At 54.8% G+C, this 15,121-nt stretch carries 12 protein-coding genes; 4 read left to right on the top strand and 8 right to left on the bottom strand.

Annotation, left to right across the window (positions count from 1 at the left end):
- Positions 1-140: 140 nt before the first annotated feature.
- From N512_RS0117245 to leuA, 5 genes are all read right to left on the bottom strand, one after another.
- A complete protein-coding gene (locus tag N512_RS0117245) occupies positions 141-1,487 on the bottom strand; it encodes an outer membrane protein transport protein (protein WP_028781118.1) in 1,347 nt (448 codons plus the stop codon).
- Positions 1,488-1,994: 507 nt separating this feature from the next.
- A complete protein-coding gene (leuD, locus tag N512_RS0117240; RefSeq protein ID WP_028781117.1) occupies positions 1,995-2,600 on the bottom strand; it encodes a 3-isopropylmalate dehydratase small subunit in 606 nt (201 codons plus the stop codon).
- A 1-nt stretch (position 2,601) separates the two neighbouring features.
- Positions 2,602-4,011: a 3-isopropylmalate dehydratase large subunit gene (gene leuC, locus N512_RS0117235; protein WP_028781116.1), complete on the bottom strand. Its 1,410-nt coding sequence runs from the start codon at positions 4,009-4,011 to the stop codon at positions 2,602-2,604.
- Complete coding sequence (gene leuB, locus N512_RS0117230; protein ID WP_028781115.1) at positions 4,011-5,105, bottom strand: 3-isopropylmalate dehydrogenase; 1,095 nt, start codon at positions 5,103-5,105, stop codon at positions 4,011-4,013. Before leuB ends, leuC begins: the two co-directional genes overlap by 1 nt.
- Positions 5,102-6,670, bottom strand: coding sequence for a 2-isopropylmalate synthase (gene leuA / locus N512_RS0117225; RefSeq protein WP_025888145.1), 1,569 nt, complete (start codon positions 6,668-6,670; stop codon positions 5,102-5,104). The genes leuB and leuA overlap by 4 nt, the downstream gene beginning before the upstream one ends.
- A 479-nt stretch (positions 6,671-7,149) precedes the next feature.
- Between leuA and N512_RS0117220 the strand changes: the two genes are divergently transcribed.
- On the top strand, positions 7,150-8,913 hold the full coding sequence (locus N512_RS0117220; protein WP_028781114.1) for a diguanylate cyclase domain-containing protein: 1,764 nt from the start codon (positions 7,150-7,152) through the stop codon (positions 8,911-8,913).
- Here the strand turns inward: N512_RS0117220 and recQ are convergent.
- Positions 8,895-10,682, bottom strand: a complete 1,788-nt coding sequence (recQ, locus tag N512_RS0117215) for a DNA helicase RecQ (protein ID WP_371873763.1) — start codon at positions 10,680-10,682, stop codon at positions 8,895-8,897. The genes N512_RS0117220 and recQ overlap by 19 nt on opposite strands.
- Positions 10,683-10,886: 204 nt before the next feature.
- Between recQ and N512_RS0117210 the strand changes: the two genes are divergently transcribed.
- Both N512_RS0117210 and rarD read left to right on the top strand, forming a co-directional pair.
- Entirely contained in the window at positions 10,887-11,351 is a 465-nt protein-coding gene (locus N512_RS0117210) for a thioesterase family protein (RefSeq protein WP_025888143.1), read from the top strand.
- A 106-nt stretch (positions 11,352-11,457) separates the two neighbouring features.
- On the top strand, positions 11,458-12,342 hold the full coding sequence (rarD, locus tag N512_RS0117205; RefSeq protein WP_025888142.1) for an EamA family transporter RarD: 885 nt from the start codon (positions 11,458-11,460) through the stop codon (positions 12,340-12,342).
- A 54-nt stretch (positions 12,343-12,396) separates the two neighbouring features.
- On the opposite strand, the gene N512_RS0117200 is transcribed toward rarD, so the two are convergent.
- Positions 12,397-12,927 carry a PH domain-containing protein gene (locus N512_RS0117200; RefSeq protein WP_028781112.1) on the bottom strand — a complete coding sequence of 177 codons (531 nt, stop codon included), beginning with the start codon at positions 12,925-12,927 and terminating at the stop codon, positions 12,397-12,399.
- A 115-nt stretch (positions 12,928-13,042) separates the two neighbouring features.
- Positions 13,043-14,362, bottom strand: coding sequence for an amino-acid N-acetyltransferase (gene argA / locus N512_RS0117195; protein WP_028781111.1), 1,320 nt, complete (start codon positions 14,360-14,362; stop codon positions 13,043-13,045).
- Positions 14,363-14,893: 531 nt separating this feature from the next.
- On the opposite strand from argA, the gene N512_RS24725 reads away from it, so the two are divergent.
- Positions 14,894-15,121 (top strand): hypothetical protein (locus N512_RS24725; protein ID WP_037475412.1); only part of this gene is annotated, 228 nt, incomplete at its 3' end.

Below are 15,121 nucleotides of genomic sequence, written 5' to 3'. Positions count from 1 at the left end.
CCTGAGCTCGCTCCCACCAGCGATTAAACAGCCTTGAGTGCAGCCGCGCCAAGTTTAACACCGCCTTGAGCCAGACTAGGCCTGATATGAAAAAGCCCCGCTTGGCGGGGCTCTTGTCTCATTCCTTGGCCGGAATGGTATTACATCTTGTAGGTCACTTGCAGACCCGCCAACCAGACGTGGCCGCTGGCATCGCCCTGGAAGGCAACCTGAGCCAGGCCCATCAGATCCTGAGTCTCGTTGATAGGGGCGTCACCGTGGGCACGGATATAGGTCAGACCCAGATCCACTGTCAGGTTCTTGCTGGGTGCATAACCGGCACCAACACTGAACCAGAGACGGTCGGTATCTGGAATAGTGATAGTACGGTATTCATCGTCAACCGCTGTCTTATCCAAGGCCACACCGGCACGCAACAACCACTCGTTGTTCAGCTGGTAGCTGGTACCCAGAGCAAAGCGCCAGTTGTCTTTGAAGTTTTCTTCCTTCACCAGATCGGATTCCAGGCCGCCGATAGGCTTCTGCTCACCAGGGAAATAAGCCACCAGCTTGTTGAACACACTCCAGTCCGTCCAGTTGATGCTGGCGTGCATCGCCCAGTTCTCAGTCAACTGATGGTAAGAAGCCAGCTCGGCAAATGCCGGCAGCTCCAATGGCAGGTAGCCTTCAACCTCGGCTGTACCGCCGGTATAAAGGGCGCCACGGGCTTGGCCGTCCAGATCCAGCTCAACCCGGCTGTGATAGGCGATACCCAGGCGGTGATTAGCATTGATCTGCCAGCTGGCACCTAGCTGCCAACCATAACCAAAGTCATCACCTTCCAGATGCTTGAGCTCGGTGCCGGCGGCAGGCAGACGAGAAGTCACCTCTGCCGGCAAGCCAGGGATAGCACGAACACCTTCTATCCAGCCAGGAACCGAAGCACCGATCTCACCGTCACCATACACACCGCGCAGACCGGCACCCACAGTGAAGTGCTCATCAATGCGGTAAGCAATATTGGTGTTCAGCTCTACAGTAGTCACCGCTGTCTTGTTACCAAAAATGGAGGCGGCATGGGCGGCCGGCAGTTCGGTAGACAAACCATAGTTGGAGTTCAGTGCCAAACCCCAGGTCCAGCTGTCGTTGAGCTGGTTGGAGTAATAGAAGTTAGGCACTAAAGCGTTGTCAGCCACATCCAATGCATCGGCATTCATGGTCATGGCCTGAGGCAATAAAGGCGACGCCAACGAAACCTGACCCAAGGCGTCAACTTCCGGCATCACATAGATAGCACCGGCAGAGATCTGCCGACCTTCAAGATAGCTGAGCATGGCAGGGTTACGCCCCTGAGCCGCAGGGTTATCGGCCATGGCCGCTTCACCGGCGAAGGCACGTCCAAGTCCGGTCGCTGAAGATTCTGCCAGTTGGAAACCAGCTGCTTGAACCTGAGTCGTTGCTCCCACAAAGCTGGCCGCAATGGCGACAGCAATAAGTTGTTTCTTCATTGTTATTCTCTGTCTGTTTATTTAGCAATTTCTGAATAGAGTAATAACTCCATTTTGTTGCGGCGCAGTTTACTGACACAGAATATCTTTGCAAGCAGCAAGCAAAAAACAGGATAAACAACCACAAAAATCGAGAAATAAAGACAAAAAAGTGACACAAGTCACTCTATAGGTGCTTAAAACAGAGAGGGAACGGCATTAATGTTTGCTGAAAAGTATTGAAATCCAAAAGAAAACAAAACTATCAATTTGAAAAATAACTATAAATTATCAACTAACCATAAAAACACTTGTTCACTTAATTTAAGCCAGACAAACAGCATAAATCACTAAGCATTCAAAGTTGCAGTCTACTTCCCTATGAACAAAACCTATAACCAAATGTTTTTAAAACATAAATTATAGGTAATTACAGTCAACATGCTTGTTTGGAACACAAGAGAGCAGACCTGTTACCAAGCCACTGGTCTGCTCTTGTACATATGTACGCTGAAATAACAGGCAGGATTAAGCACGCCAGCCCGGCAGCCCGGCTTCATAATCGGCGATGGCCTGCTCATGGGACAGAGTCAGGCCGATGGCATCCAATCCATTGAGCAGCTTATGACGGGCAGATTCAGCCTGTTGAAATGCAAAGTGTTTCCCGGAGGGTGAAACAACCTGGCACTGCTGCAGGTCGACTTTGATTTCACTGCCTTCGGTCGCCGTTACCTCCTCAAACAACTGCTGCACCTCAGCGGCCTCAAGGATCACCGGCAATAACCCATTATTGATGGCGTTGCCGTAAAAGATATCGGCAAAGCTGGGCGCAATAATCACCCGCAAACCATAATCGGCCAGGGCCCAAGGCGCGTGTTCACGGCTGGAGCCACAACCAAAGTTTTCCCGCGCCAGTAAAATAGAGGCTCCCTGATATCTGGGCTGGTTCATCACAAAGGCAGGATCCGGCTGCTCACCGGCATCATCCAGATAACGCCAGTCGTGAAAGAGATGGACACCGAAGCCATCCTTGGTGACCTTGGATAGAAACTGTTTGGGGATGATCTGATCCGTATCCACATTGGCGCTATCCAATGGCACCGCAATTCCCTGATGAATAGTAAAAGCCTGCATTTTATTTCTCCTGGCCAGAGTGGCGGATATCGACAAAGTGACCGGCAATGGCGGCAGCGGCTGCCATGGCAGGACTCACCAGATGGGTACGACTGCCGCGCCCCTGCCGCCCCTCAAAGTTGCGGTTACTGGTTGAGGCGCAGCGATCGCCGCTTTCCAGGCGATCATCATTCATCGCCAGGCACATGGAGCAGCCCGGCAAGCGCCATTCAAACCCGGCCTCGACAAACAGTTTATCCAAGCCTTCGGCTTCGGCCTGAGCCTTTACTTGTCCCGAGCCCGGCACCACTATGGCGGTCACGCCGTCAGCCACCCGCCGACCGCGGATCTGCGCCGCGGCGCTGCGCAGATCTTCGATACGTGAATTGGTGCATGAACCGATAAAGACCTTGTTGATGGCCACATCCGTCATCAGGGTACCCGGCGTCAAACCTATGTAATTCAGCGCCTTTTCCATACTGCCGCGCACTGTGGCATCAGCCTCCTCGGCGGGGTTGGGCACAGGTTTATCTATGGCCACCACCTGGCCAGGATTAGTGCCCCAGGTCAGTTGCGGCGCGATTTCACTGCCTTCCAACTCCACATAGGCATCGAAGATGGCATCTTCATCGGACTTGAGCGTCTTCCAGGCTGCCAGGGCGGCATCCCAATCGGCGCCCTTGGGCGCAAACTGACGTCCTTCAAGATAGGCGAACGTGGTCTCATCCGGCGCGACCATGCCGGCCTTGGCCCCCATCTCAATCGCCATGTTGCACAGCGTCATGCGCCCTTCCATCGACAGGGCGCGAATCGCGTCACCGCAAAACTCCACCACATAGCCGGTGCCGCCATCCATGCCTATCTTGCCGATAATCGCCAGTACCACATCCTTGGCGGTAATGCCCTCACCCAGTTGCCCCTTGACCTCGACTCTCATGGTCTTGGCCTTGAGCTGCCGCAGCGTTTGGGTGGCCAGCACATGCTCCACCTCCGAGGTGCCGATACCGAAGGCCAGCGCGCCAAAGGCGCCGTGGGTAGCGGTATGGGAATCGCCACAGACAATAACCGTACCCGGCAGGGTAATGCCCAGCTCAGGCCCCATCACATGCACTATGCCCTGATTGGGGTGGTGAATGTCATACAAACGCACACCGAATTCGCGACAGTTCTGTGCCAGGGTTTCAACTTGAGTGCGCGCCATGGGGCTCAAGGCGTCCAGACTGGCGCTCTTGGTCGAGGTGTTGTGATCCATGGTGGCAAAGGTCTTATCCGGTGCCCGAAGTGTGCGCCCGGCCATCTTCAGGCCACTGAAGGCCTGGGGTGAGGTCACCTCGTGCACCAGATGACGGTCGACGTAAATAATCGGTGCTTCCCCCGCCGGCGTCGCCACCAGGTGGGCATCCCACACCTTTTCATACAATGTCTTGCCCATTACACCCCCTCCCGAATCGCATTGGCGATATAGTCGCCCATCTCTGCCGTGGTCTTGGCATTATCCCGCTGCTCCGGCGCCAACAACTCACAGGTAAAGAAGCCATCTGCCAGCGCCTTGCCTACGGCGCGCTCTATCGCTGCCGCCGCCTCTTCCTGCTGCAAGCTGTGGCGCAACATCAAGGCCGCCGACAAGATCTGCGCTACCGGGTTGGCAATCCCCATGCCGGCAATATCCGGGGCACTGCCACCGGCCGGTTCATAGAGACCAAAACCACTGCTGTTGATGGAAGCCGATGACAACAGCCCCATGGAGCCGGTCAACATGGCGATTTCATCGGAAAGTATGTCGCCGAACAGGTTGGAGCACAGCATCACATCAAAATCCCAGGGGCGACGCAGCAGTTGCATGGTGGCATTGTCAATATAGATGTGTTCCAGTTCCACATCCGGATACTCGCTCGCGACCTGCTCGACCACTTCACGCCAAAGTACCGAGCAGGCCAGCACGTTGGCCTTGTCGACCGAAGTCACCTTGCCGCGGCGGCCGCGGGCGGCCTCGAAGGCGATATGGGCGATACGGCGGATTTCGGCGCGGCTGTATCTCATTGTGTCAAACGCCTCTTCGCTCTCGCCCTCCCCCTGACGCCCCTTGGGTTTGCCAAAGTAGATACCGCCTGTCAGTTCACGCACGCACAGCACATCAAACCCTTTGGCCGAGATATCGGCGCGCAGCGGCGACAGATGTTCCAGCCCCTGATGTAACTTGGCCGGTCTGAGGTTACTGAATAAGCCGAAATGGCCCCGCAGCGGCAACAGCGCGCCGCGCTCGGGCTGTTCATTGGGAGGCAGTTTTTCCCATTTGGGGCCGCCTACCGAGCCGAACAGAATTGCATCCGCCGCTTCACAGCCGGCCAGGGTCGATGCCGGCAACGGGCAGCCATGGTTATCTATCGCTATGCCGCCGACATCATATTCGGCGTACTCCATTGCCAGACCAAAGCGTTGCTCTACCGCCGTCAGCACCTTACGGGCCTGGGCCATGACTTCCGGGCCTATGCCGTCGCCGGCCAATATCGCTATCTGATAACTCATACGCCACCCAACTCCTTTCTCTGTTGTATTTTCTGTTTATGATCCGCCACCTGGTCGGCGCGCTGAATAAGGTTCATCACATGCACCAGGGCCGCTGCCGAAGCCTCGACCACATCGGTAGCCAAGCCGACACCGTGGAAATTGCGCCCCTGGTACTGAGCCGTGATATCCACCTGCCCCAGCGCATTCTGGCCTTCGCCTTTGGCGCTCAACTTATAGCTGCAGATATCCACGCTCTGGCCGCTGGCACGGGCTATCGCCTTATAGGCAGCATCCACAGGGCCATTGCCGGTAGCGGCTTCGGTCACTACCTCACCGGCGGCTTCAATACGTACAGTGGCGGTGGCCATACCCTCGGTAGAGTCGGATTGCACCACCAGCTGCTGCAACTGGAAGTGGTCGTCGGCCGCCGCCCGGCCCTCCATATACACCAAGGCTTCCAGGTCATAGTCGAACACCTGACCCTTCTTGTCGGCCAGTTTCAGGAAGGCGTCGTACAGTTGATCCAATGAATAATCCTGCTCTGAATAACCCATCTGCTCCATTCGATGCTTGATCACATGGCGGCCGGAGCGTGAGGTCATATTCAGGTGATTGCGATTCAGGCCTATGCTCTCAGGTGTCATGATTTCATAGGTGTTTTGCGCCTTTAACATGCCGTCTTGATGGATACCGGATGAATGGGTAAAGGCATTGGCGCCCACTATCGCCTTGTTGGCCTGGATCGGCATATTGCATAGCTGGCTCACCATGGAGGAGGTGCGGTGAATTTCCTGAGCCTTGATGCCAGTCTCCAGCCCCAGGATGTCTTTGCGGGTCGCCAGGATCATGGCAATCTCTTCCAGTGAGCAGTTCCCGGCTCTTTCACCTATGCCGTTGATTGTACACTCAATCTGCCGGGCCCCCTGTTGCACCGCCATGATGGAGTTGGCGACCGACAACCCCAAATCGTCATGGCAGTGCACAGAGATCACCGCCTGATCGATATTGGGCACCCGGTTGAACAGAGTTTGAATAATGCCGCCGAACTCGCTGGGAATGGTATAGCCCACTGTGTCCGGAATATTGATGGTGCGGGCACCGGCTTCGATGGCCGCCTCAACCATGCGACACAGATTATCTATCGGAGTCCGGCCGGCGTCTTCGCAGGAAAACTCCACATCATCGGTAAAGCGCCTGGCATACTTCACCGCCCCTACCGCCATCTCCAGCACCTGGTCGAAGGAGCGTTTCAGTTTGCTCTGCACATGGATATTTGAAGTTGAGATAAAGGTATGAATGCGGAACTGATCCGCGACCGACAAGGCCTGGGCCGCAGCGTCGATATCTTTCTCCAGTGCCCGCGACAGGGCGCAGACCCGACTGTTTTTGATGGTACGTGCTATGGTCTGTACCGACTCAAAGTCGCCGGGAGAGGAAACCGGGAACCCCACCTCCATGATGTCGACCCCCAGGCGCTCGAGAGCCATGGCTATCTGCAGTTTTTCTTTCACTGTCAGGCTGGCAGCCAGCGCCTGCTCGCCGTCCCGTAAGGTGGTATCGAAAATAAACACTCTGTCAGACATCTGGATTCTCCATTCAGGGGTTTCGATTGATTTTTCCCGTGCCAGAAACAAAAAACCCCGCGGTTTCTGGCGCGGGGTTTTGAGTTCTGGCTTGCTAATCGACGTGCAAGTCTAGCTCCTCCGCGCAGGGACTGCGAGAGTAAGGAGGAGGAGAGACAGTTGCATTTGTGGGTTCATTTAGCCGTTCTATACCAGATAAAAATTCGTTAAAAGTGGGTTTATATTCTTCCCACCGGGTTCAAGAAGTTCAATAATTAACTGCCTCCTTGCTCGCTGTCAAGCCTATATTTCTCAGCATCAGTTGAAAATTTCGGCTTAAAGTGCTGATTTGCACCATTCAAGCCTTGGTGATCTAAAGCTAAATAGATGAATAAAATCTTGCCGATAGCATCATTTTTTGTGCCAAAAATGATAAAAAATAGTTATTATCTCAACACGGTTTCGCTCGGAAAAACTCACCTTCACTCAGCGGAGAAAAAATGGATTTTCGCCTCTTGGCACTGAGCTTGCTCCTGTGGTCATTTTCTTGTGTGCTTTGGGCCGCGGAGCGGTTGGACACACTGGCCAACACCCTCTATCAATATCCTACGCTGGCGCTGACCCAAATCAACGAGCTTGAGCGTCAGGCCTCAGAGTTGAGCCAGGCTCAAGTGCTGAGATTACAGTTATTTAAATGTGAAGCACTACTGCAATTAGGAGACAACGGCGCCGCCATCAATCTGGCCGAACTGGGAGAAGCCAGAGCCAAGCAGCTAAGGCTGGAACAGGCAGACAGTTATTTTCAAATTTGCCGCGCCGATGCCTATGCCAATTTCGACGATCTGAAACAATCACTGCTGTTACTCGACGGCGCCATTGAGCAGGCCAAACGCCACAACCAACCCCAGGCTCTGGTCAACGCCCTGAGACTCAAGGGCCAGCTGGAAAACGACCTTGGCAACTATGGCACCGCCATCGAAGATCTGCGTCTGGCGCTGGACATCTACCCGGATATCAGCAGTCAAAATCCGTCCTGGCTATGGCCACCTCTGGCCTATGTTTACGGCGACATGGCCAGCCTGATGTATTCCACCGGCGACCTGCGCCAAGCGGCCTACTATCTCAAGTTGGCACTGGACACAGATGAAGCCAAAGGCAAGGTTCGCCATGTGCTGTTATTGATGGCCGCCAGAGTCGCGCTGGCGCAGGAGGATATGGCCCAAGCCGACAGCCTGCTGAAACAGTCCAAAATACTGCTGCCTGAGATAGGCTCACCGCTGGAGCTTGCCAACAGTTACAGCCAAATAGCCGTGATAGAACTCGCCAGGGGCAGAACCGAGATTGCCGACGAGTTAGTGGGTATTGCCCTGCAGACCTATGAAAAACAAGGCAAAGTAAACAACTATATGCGTGCTACCCGGCTATTGGCCAGGGTACGTCTCGCCCAGCGCAACGACGATGAAGGCATAAGGCTGTTGATGCAGGCGGCGCAACAGGCCGAGCAGCTGCAACTGGCCGATGAAGTGGCCTATACCCAACAGCTTATCAGTGACTATTACGCCGAAAGAGCAGAGTTCAAACCGGCATACGAGGCGATGAAACTGGCGGCCCAGGCCGCAGCCGAGGCCCAAAAGCAGCTCAACAATACCCGCTTTATGCAATACAAGGCCAGGCTCAGCCAGCAGGAGCAGTTGCAGGTAGAAACCCAGCAGAACATTCGTCTTGCCAGTGCCGATCAGCGCTCCAAACTGAGCCAGGCCTACGGCACCATCTCTGTGCTGGCACTCGCCATCATAGGTGCGCTGATCTGGTTGGTCAGTCGCCGTAACCGCTGGCAACAACCGAGTACCGAGGCACTGGAAAAACTGCCTGCGGCCCAGCAGCTGGATGCCATGCTCAGCAGCGCCAAGAAGGGCAACTACCCCTTGAGCCTGTTGTTGCTGAGTACCAGCCATATACGTCAGGTGGATCTTTCCGCCCTGCAGCGGGCGCTGGAACAGAAACTCAGAGAGCAAGATAGACTGCTGCGCTACAGTATGGATGAGATGGTGGTCCTACTGCCCTACACCTCGGTCCAGGGCGCCTTGCAGGTCAGCGAGCAACTCAAGCCGATAGTGCAGAGCTGGCAAGTGGCTCATGCCGTGCGCATTGGAGTGGCCTCGCTGCAACAGCCCGATACCCTGGATAGCCTGGTGAAGCGTGCCGGCGTCAACCAACTCAGTCAGCAGAAAGCCGCCGAGCAACATCAGTCACCGGCGAGATAAGCCTCTATTTCGTCGAGGAACTGATCGCCAAAGCGGGCCAACTTGCGCTCACCAACACCATTGACCGCCAACATCTCACCCTGGCTGGTAGGCAAAATCGCCGCCATTTCCGCCAGGGTTGCATCGTTGAATACCAGATAGGGCGGTACGTCCTGCTCTTCGGCTATGCTGCGCCTTAACTGCTTGAGGCGGGCAAACAGCTTGCGATCGTAGTTGAGTGGCGCCTTGCTGCTGACGTTGCGCCTGCGGGTAACATGCAAGTCAATTCTGGGTTCGGCCAACATCAGTGCAACTTCGCCCCTGAGCACAGGCCTGGCGGCCGGATTCAGGCGAATACTCGATCCACGGGTAATATCCTGGCTCGCCAGTCCCAAATGGATAAGCTGTCTGGTCACACTGAGCCAGTGTTCATGGCTCTTGTCTTTGCCGACACCCCAGGTGGATAACTTGTCGTGCCCCCGGTCGACCACGGTGGCCGATTTGGAGCCTCTGAGCACCTCAATCAGCTGGTTCATGCCAAACTTCTGCCCCAAGCGATATATGCAGGACAACACCTTCTGTGCATCCTCGGTGCCGTTGTAGCGTTTCGGCGGGTCCAGGCAGATGTCACAGTTGCCGCAGGGCTCCAGCGCGGGCTCATCGAAGTAGTGCAGCAACACCTGGCGGCGGCAGGTCTGAGCCTCGGCAAAGGCCGCCATGGTATTGAGTTTATGCAGTTCCACCTGTTGCTGCGGCCCGGGTTCACCCTGCTCAATCAGGTGGCGCACCCGGCCGATATCGGCGGGCTCGAACAACATAAAGGCTTCGGCCTCGAGACCATCTCGCCCAGCGCGGCCGGTTTCCTGATAGTAGGCCTCTATGCTCTTGGGCAGATCGTAATGCACCACAAAGCGCACGTTGGACTTGTTGATCCCCATGCCAAAGGCGACCGTGGCCACCACTATATCCAACTGTTCCTTGAGAAATCTGTCCTGAACACTGGCGCGCTCGTCGCCGCTCATACCGGCATGATAGCCTTCAGCGGCATAGCCCTGTAACCGCAGCCTTTCGGCTACTTCATCGACCCGGCGACGGCTGGAGCAATAAACAATCCCGGCGGCGCCGTTCTGCGCGGCAATAAACTGGCGCAATTGATTGGCGGCGTTAAGCTTTTCCGCCACTGTGTAGCGAATATTCGGCCTATCAAAGCTGGAAAGAAGCACATAGGGGGCGATATTGAGCCGCTGGCAGATATCATCCCGGGTCGCCTTGTCAGCGGTGGCGGTCAGCGCCATCACAGGCACGCCGGGAAACAGCTGTTTCAGGCGGCCAAGCTGGGCATATTCGGGGCGAAAATCATGGCCCCACTGGCTGATACAATGCGCCTCATCCACGGCAAACATCGATAGCGGCAGGGATTGCAGCCGTTCAATAAACTCATGCTGCAGCAAACGCTCCGGCGAGACATACAACAGGCGGATCTCCCCCTGATGCAACTGGCGCAGCACCTTGAGGCTCTGCTCCCTGGGCAGGGATGAGTTGAGATAAGCGGCATTGACCCCGGTCTGCAGCAGGCTGTCGACCTGATCTTTCATCAGGGAGATCAGCGGCGAAACCACCAGAGTCAGCCCTGGCATCAACAATGCGGGCAGTTGGTAACACAGACTCTTGCCGCCGCCGGTGGGCATGATCACCATGCAGTCTTCCCCAGCCATCACACGTTCAATCACCTGGCGCTGCCCTTCACGGAAAGTGCGGTAGCCAAATACCTGCTGCAAGGCTTGCTGCATAGGGTCTTGGGGATGATTGAGGCTCTCGGGAGCGATATTCAGCGGCTGATCCATGACTGTCTGTGTCCAAAGAAGAGGCCGCTATTCTAAATGAAGCCAACACCAGAGTGCCAGCCAAGAGGGGATTTTTCCGCCTGGACTAGGCAAACGGCCATATTAGCGTTAGATTGATTGCTCTAAAAAACAACAACAGCAGGAAGCTCTATGAGCCAGGACATTCAAGCCGAGGTACTCGCCAAGGTAGCAGAAGTATTTGATAAACATGTGCCTTTTCACAATCTTCTCGGCCTTGGGATCCGCCGATACGACGCCTCTGGTGTCGAAGTGGAGATCAAAATGAAGCCGGAGCTAATCGGCAACATACATCAAAAAATACTCCATGGCGGGGTTACCGCAACCGTGCTGGATGTGGTTGGCGGCCTAACGGCATTCTCCGGCTTAGTTATCAGTCGCGACAACTGGACAGTGGAGCAGCTGCAACAGCGACTGCAAACCCTGAGCACCATAGATCTCAGGATCGACTATCTGCGCCCCGGCTGGGGAGAAGTCTTCAGCGGCACAGGAACAGTGATCCGTGCCGGCAACAGGGTCTCTGTCTGTCGAATGGAGCTGCATAATGAAAAAGGCAGCCATATCGCTTTTGGTACAGGGACTTACATGGTCGGCTGAGTAGCTGTTTAAAACTCAAACAATGAATCTGTTGTCGATAACTTGAGCCGAGGGGCTTTGCCCCCTACAATCGCCCTTCTCTCCTTTTCGTCATTGTGTAGTACCTATGCCTGAAACCGAATACCGCAAGGGGGTCATTCTCGCCCTTTGCGCCTATATTTTTTGGGGCTTTGCGCCGCTGTACTTCAAGTTGTTGCATCATGTCTCGGCCCCCGAGATCTTGCTGCACCGCATCATCTGGTCCTTCGTCTTTATGGGGATCCTGATGCAGTTTATCGGTGGTTTCGGACAGCTCAGGCTGTTGCTCAAGCGCCCGAAACAGTTGGCGGTACTGCTGCTGACTTCGATTCTTATCGCCGGCAACTGGCTGCTGTTTATCTGGGCGGTCAACAATGATCATATGCTGGATGCCAGTCTGGGCTACTTTATCAACCCGCTGTTCAATGTGTTGCTCGGCATGCTGTTTCTGGGGGAGCGGCTCGGGAGACTGCAATGGGTGGCGGTAACGCTTGCCGCCGCCGGGGTGGTGATCCAGCTGGTTTCTTTCGGCTCGATTCCGCTGGTATCCCTGGGGCTCGCAGCCTCCTTCGGTTTCTACGCCCTGCTGCGCAAGAAGGTCAATGTCGACGCCAAGACTGGCCTTTTGGTCGAAACTGCAGTGTTAATGCCGGCAGCGCTGGGCTTTTTACTGCTGGGCACCGGTGAAGCCGGCGCCAATATGCTCAGCAACAGTTGGGATCTCAACCTGCTGCTGATGGCCGCCGGTATCATCACCACCATCCCCTTGCTGTGCTTTGCCGGTGCGGCAGTGCGGATCCCGCTGATCATGCTGGGCTTCTTCCAGTACATAGGCCCAAGCATCATGTTTATCATGGCGGTGACCCTGTTCGATGAACCCTTCGATATCGAAAAGAGCATTACCTTCGGCTTCATCTGGGCCGCCCTGGTGGTGTTTACTTTGGATATGCTGCGAAAACGCTCTCGCAGGTAACAAGTACAACCGGCCCGGATGGAGTTTCCGGGCCAGTTAAACAATATCCAACGTTTATCCTGGCAGGTTCTGCCCCAGCCCCTCAAGCAAACTCTCCGCCTCGGGCATACTCAGCAGCAGGCTGTAACCAAGGTCGGTCGGCAGTAACAAGACGCTATCTTTTTCCGTCAGAACCACAAACGCTTTGCTGCCATCGTTGAGCCGATACCACCCCAGGGTGTAACCGGGCAGACCTATGCCCTGGGTACGCATGCCAAGCCTGGGGCCGCTGGCATCGCCGAGATTAATCACTTTCGCCTCTGAGATACGCAGATGCTCTGGAGCCAGGCTCTGGCCGTAGAATGGCACCTCGACCACCAGGCTCTGAGCCGTCAATTCCACCTTGGATGCCTGCGCCCGCCAAAATACCCATACAGATCCCGCCAGTGTTACCAACAGCAAACCCGAGGCGGCGCTCTTGGCCGTTGCCGGCATCTTCCGAATGCGGATCAGCAGCAAGATGGCCGCCAACATCAGTATCAAGGCGATAAAACTGCCACTGGCGACGCCGGTCAATGGCGCCAACTCGTAACTTCCACTGTTCATCTCTTGCTCCTTAATGGATAGGCATAAGTGGGCTTAGCTTAGGAGTTAAAGACATAATATGTCAACAAATGGAATATACCTGCTTACAAAAAGCCCCGCTGAGCGGGGCCGGTTTTTACAGGTCAAGCGCCAAAATTTTGGAGCGACGCTGGTAGTTATAGAGCTGCTTCTTCTTATTCGGTAAGGCATCTACCTCCACCAGCTCAAAGCCGTGTTCCAGGAACCAGTGAATGCTGCGGGTCGTCAGCGCAAACAGCCTAGAATAACCACGCACCTTGGCCTGGCCTATGATGTTCTGCAACAGCAGGCTACCGCGATCGGCATCGCGATAGTCAGGATGCACCACCAGACAGGCAAACTCGCCGGCGTTGTCCTCTTCAAAGGGATAGAGCGCCGCGCAGCCTATCACCAGGCCATCACGCTCAATCAGCATAAACTGCTCTATTTCTATCTCCAGTTGCTCGCGGGAGCGACGCACCAGGATCCCCTGCTCTTCCAGCGGGCGGATCAGGTTGAGTATGCCGCCAATATCGGCAATGGATGCGCGCCGCAAGCGCTCGGCACTCTCTGTGACTATCTGGGTACCTATGCCCTCACGGGAGAAGAGTTCCTGCAACAGGGCACCATCTTCCAGATAGCTGACCAGATGGCAACGGGGCACACCGCTGCGACAGGCATCAATACTGGCCTTGAGAAATGCCATGGTGCCGACACAGCCTTCACCCTGGCCGGCCAGTTTATCGAGAATTTTCTGGGCATCGTTGGGCATCAGCTCGGCAATCACATCACCGTTGCGATCCAAAATACCATTCTGGGAGCTGAAGCCGATCATCTTGTCGGCCTTGAGTTTGATAGCCACCTGAGTCGCCACTTCTTCGGCGGTGAGGTTAAAGCTCTCGCCGGTGACTGAAGCCGCTATCGGCCCCATCAGGATGATGCAGTTGTTTTCCATCTGCCGTTTGAGTCCCTGAACATCGATACGGCGCACCTTGCCGGAGAGGCAATAGTCAATACCATTGTCGACCCCCAAAGGCTGGGCGATGACAAAGTTACCACTGACCACGTTGATCTGTGCGCCCTGCATCGGCGTGTTCGACAGGCTCATGGACAGCCTGGCAGTAATATCAAACTGCAAAGAACCGGCTACCTGCTTAATGACCTTGAGAGTGGCTTCATCGGTGATCCGCACGCCTTGATGGTAGGCAGGCTCAATCTGATTGTTAGCCAAGGCTTCGTCTATCTGTGGCCGGGCGCCATAGACCAATACCACCTTGATCCCCAGGCTATGCAGCAGAGCAACATCATTGATGATGGAGCGAAACTTAGGCTGAGCCAACGCCTCGCCCCCCAACATCACAACAAATGTCTTGCCCCTGTGAGCATTGACATAGGGAGCAGAATGACGAAAACCATCAACCAATTCTGTGGTACGCACCTTGGGATTTACCTCACACTCGTTAAAGCCGACATAAAATGAATGCCACCCCCGTGGCACGGACAACATAGTAATGCATTTAAATTCACTTAAAAAGAATTTATTTGCACAGATACTTATTTTAAATCTCTAACTATTCACATGAAGGGTAAGCCATATCCAGCGTCTTCCACCCTGAGACTCAAACCGAGTAAATATTCGCCGCTGCGGTTCAAGTGATTGCATAGAAAGGTATAGCAGGGATCTGTTTAGAAAGTATGAATCCACCTGAACCGCAGAAGGCCAGCAGCCGGATCCTTACGCGGAATAACTCAGGACTAAAGTGGATTGAAGGTGATAGAGGCTACTTGGTGACAAAGGAGATAAGCTTAAGGGCAACGAGAGCCAAACCGGCTCGACTACAGCCGCGGCGGCCAAATTCAAATCAAAAAAAAGGTTCATCGCAGATTAGCGTGGACTGGAAATGAAAACGGTTGGAGAGTTATTGTTTAGTCGCCAAACAAAAACAATGACCAACCCCAACCGTTCTCAATGTCGAATATTACCTTCCCCATTGCGCTCTGGGAAGGCTTTGAAGCCGTCCATACCGAGCAAAATCAACAAACCCTCATCATCCACCTAAAGCCGATTGATAACGGCCACTGTGCTTGCGGCAAACCGGCTAAGGCTGTTCACGACGCTTCACTTCGCAGCGTATCGGAACGAACCATACTGGCGTTTCAGGTTCAGTTACGGCTACCCGTCCGCCGTATTCTTTGC

This window comes from Shewanella sp. 38A_GOM-205m (assembly GCF_000518445.1).
GTDB classification, from domain to species: Bacteria; Pseudomonadota; Gammaproteobacteria; order Enterobacterales; family Shewanellaceae; genus Shewanella; species Shewanella algae.
This window is presented reverse-complemented; position numbering and strand designations above follow the sequence as displayed.

Coding starts and splice junctions, on each gene's coding strand:
- leuD (WP_028781117.1), bottom strand. CDS start 2,600: ATGCAGGCTTTTACTATTCATCAGGGAATTGCGGTGCCATTGGATAGC.
- N512_RS0117210 (WP_025888143.1), top strand. CDS start 10,887: ATGAGCCAGGACATTCAAGCCGAGGTACTCGCCAAGGTAGCAGAAGTA.
- rarD (WP_025888142.1), top strand. CDS start 11,458: ATGCCTGAAACCGAATACCGCAAGGGGGTCATTCTCGCCCTTTGCGCC.
- leuB (WP_028781115.1), bottom strand. CDS start 5,105: ATGAGTTATCAGATAGCGATATTGGCCGGCGACGGCATAGGCCCGGAA.
- N512_RS0117245 (WP_028781118.1), bottom strand. CDS start 1,487: ATGAAGAAACAACTTATTGCTGTCGCCATTGCGGCCAGCTTTGTGGGA.
- N512_RS0117220 (WP_028781114.1), top strand. CDS start 7,150: ATGGATTTTCGCCTCTTGGCACTGAGCTTGCTCCTGTGGTCATTTTCT.
- leuC (WP_028781116.1), bottom strand. CDS start 4,011: ATGGGCAAGACATTGTATGAAAAGGTGTGGGATGCCCACCTGGTGGCG.
- N512_RS0117200 (WP_028781112.1), bottom strand. CDS start 12,927: ATGAACAGTGGAAGTTACGAGTTGGCGCCATTGACCGGCGTCGCCAGT.
- leuA (WP_025888145.1), bottom strand. CDS start 6,670: ATGTCTGACAGAGTGTTTATTTTCGATACCACCTTACGGGACGGCGAG.
- recQ (WP_371873763.1), bottom strand. CDS start 10,682: ATGCAGCAAGCCTTGCAGCAGGTATTTGGCTACCGCACTTTCCGTGAA.